At 62.5% G+C, this 2,608-nt stretch carries 2 protein-coding genes and 1 pseudogene; 2 read left to right on the top strand and 1 reads right to left on the bottom strand.

The window, feature by feature from the left end; genetic code table 11:
• Positions 1 to 112 precede the first annotated feature (112 nt).
• Both ACFYOW_RS49440 and ACFYOW_RS49435 read left to right on the top strand, forming a co-directional pair.
• Entirely contained in the window at positions 113 to 265 is a 153-nt protein-coding gene (locus ACFYOW_RS49440; protein WP_387299121.1) for a hypothetical protein, read from the top strand.
• A 199-nt stretch (positions 266 to 464) separates the two neighbouring features.
• Positions 465 to 979 (top strand): annotated as a pseudogene (locus ACFYOW_RS49435) (transposase domain-containing protein).
• Positions 980 to 1,163: 184 nt separating this feature from the next.
• Here the strand turns inward: ACFYOW_RS49435 and ACFYOW_RS49430 are convergent.
• Positions 1,164 to 1,508, bottom strand: a complete 345-nt coding sequence (locus ACFYOW_RS49430; RefSeq protein ID WP_387299119.1) for a hypothetical protein — start codon at positions 1,506 to 1,508, stop codon at positions 1,164 to 1,166.
• Between the last annotated feature and the right edge of the window lie 1,100 nt (positions 1,509 to 2,608).

Below are 2,608 nucleotides of genomic sequence, written 5' to 3'. Positions count from 1 at the left end.
CTCAACCACCTCGGCTACCAGGTAACTCTCAACCCGCTGGGAGGCACATGACCACACCAGACCCAGCCCATCTCACGAGGATTTTTGTATCAGCACCAACGGTCAGGCGGCTGTGGCTGGCTACCTGTGGAGCCCCGAGGCGGGTGCCTACGTCGGCTGGGCGATCAACGTACTGACCTTGCGGGGTACTCGGATCGCCGAGATCACCTCGTTCCTCGGCTGCAGCCACGTGCTGGCCTTCGGTCTGCCAGCTTCGCTGGTCTAATCAGGTGCGAATATACGTCAGCAGGAGCTCGCTGAATACATTGCCATGCAAGGATTCTCGGCATCAATAGGTCGGTATGCGACGCCAATGACAACGCCCTGCCCGGAATCGATCATCGGGCTTTTCCAGCAATGCCACGTAGTTAAGCCTTTGGGGGGCAGGTCAACTCGCGTATTTCCGAGATGCGTGTCACGGAGGGGTGGCAACGAGACCTCTGCTATTGCAGAGAAGTCGTCCAAGGTCTTCCCGTATCCGAGAGGTCCCGTTGCCCTCCCCGTCTGTCACTACGACGCTCACCCGCACCATCACTGTGGCCGCAGGAATCTTCGCGCCTGGTCACCTTGGGGAGCTGACGCAGTACCTGCCATTCGAGTTGATCCATGACGTGCTTGCCCGGACCCAGGCGGTGCAGCGTCGCACCCGCCTGCTGCCCTCGCGTGTGGACGTGTATTTCATTCTGCCCTAGCTGTTTTCCCGGCGCTGGGCTACGAACGGGTCTGGAACAAGCTGATCGCCAGGCTCGGATCGATGCTCCCGCACAGGCCCTCGGAGAAAGGGCTGCGGGATCTTCGCCGACGCTTGGGAGCAGCACCGTTGAAGGGCGCTATTCGAGGTTGTGGCCGGCCCGCTGGCGCAACCGGCCACCCCAGGTGTGTGCTATCGACGTTGGCGCATTGTGGCTTTCGATGGCTGCAGCTCGCTGCAGGCTCCTGACCAGCCGCGGATCCGCCTGCGGCTGGGTAAGTTCACTCGATACCGGGGCAGCACCGAGGGCTACCCATATCTGCGGGTCTTGACATTGTACGAGACCGCAACCCGCGGCCTGCCCGGCGCAGTCTTCACACGCAGTGAGACCGACTACGCCGCCACCTTGGTGCCCCTATCGAACGAGACGATGCTATAACTGGCCGACCGCAACTCCGGCGGCGATGACATCCTCACCCGCGTCGCTGCCACCGGCGCCCAACTCGTGGTCCGGCTCACCTCCCGCCGTCGCCCGGCCATGTGGGCCACGCCGCCCGACGGATCGGTGCTGACCAGGATCAACGGTCACCGCTTCCGCATCATCGACACCCAGATCACCGCCACCTGCGCCGACGGATCCCGCGTAGGTGACCGCTACCGGATCATCACCACCTGCTCCGACCACCACACCGATCCAGCGATCCAGATCGCCCGCCTCTACCACCAGCCCTGCGCGATCGAATCCCCACTCTTCGCGTTGCGCCACACCATGTTTCACGGCCGTGTTCTACGTTCGACCGACCCTGTCGGCCTCGAACAGGAGATGTGGGCGATACTGACGATCTAGTCAGACGTCACAAAACCGAGGTCGTCAGCCGACTCGGCGAGGTCGAGTTCGCGCTCATGGAATAAATCGACTGATAACAACGCCGGGCTCGACCACCGACCCCGGTCGAACACGAAGCGGCGTGTTGTGCCACCACCCCGAGTACAAGCGCACGACCGACTCAGCGAGCAACGGTGCCCGATCACGTCCGTACATCGACGGATATCGCGCATGTCGGCCGCCAGGAGGAAGAGTTCTGGGCAGGAACCGTGACTTACTGGTTGGAGTGTTGCCGTCCAGCCCTGCCGCTTCTACTTATGGCACCGGCGCGCTGGTGATCCGATCCGAAAGTTGTTGCCGCACTTGACTCCTGTAGTGATCAGTGATATCCAGAGCGACGGTGACCAGGTCGTCGTAGAGGCCGTTGTTGCCACGCCGATGGCCGAGTGTCCAGCTGTGGAACGGCGGCTGGGCGCGTGCATTCCCGCTATCGACGTCGGTTGGCCGATGCTGCGATTGCTGGGCGAACGATGGTGCCGCCGCTGGTCATGGCGACGTTTCTTCTGCGGTAATAGTGACTGTGCGGCAAGGGCTTTCGCCGAACAGGTGGATGGGCTCACCGCCAAGCGGTCACGCCGGACCAATCAGCTGCCTGCGCTTTCGACAACGCTTCACCCATCCCGCGTATCCCTTCTCGGCATATATTCAGATCCCTCCCCCGGATCGCACTACTGTGCAATTCGGGCCAAGTTGCTGCCGTCGTGGTCGCTGTACTCGCGACTTCATCGGAGGACTCTGCCGTACTCATCCCAATTCTCTTGGGTGCCAGCGCCTGTGAGAACACCGCGCGCAACAGCTAGAGCATATGTCCGCGTCGACCCGCGTGACGGGCTGCGATGTTCGCAGCCGATTGCACCGGTGACCTGAAGAAGGGAATCGACGGGACCCCGTGATTTGGTAGCCGTTGCGCCAGGGCTGGCCGGGCGGGATGAACGCCAAACCGACCCGTTCACCAGCCCAATCGGCCATCGCCGCAGCCGCCAGCTCGGGTC

This window comes from Nocardia sp. NPDC006982 (genome assembly GCF_042869435.1).
In the GTDB taxonomy this organism is placed as follows: domain Bacteria; phylum Actinomycetota; class Actinomycetes; order Mycobacteriales; family Mycobacteriaceae; genus Nocardia.
The sequence above is the reverse complement of the archived record's forward strand: the minus strand, read 5'-3'. Positions and strand labels throughout refer to the sequence as shown.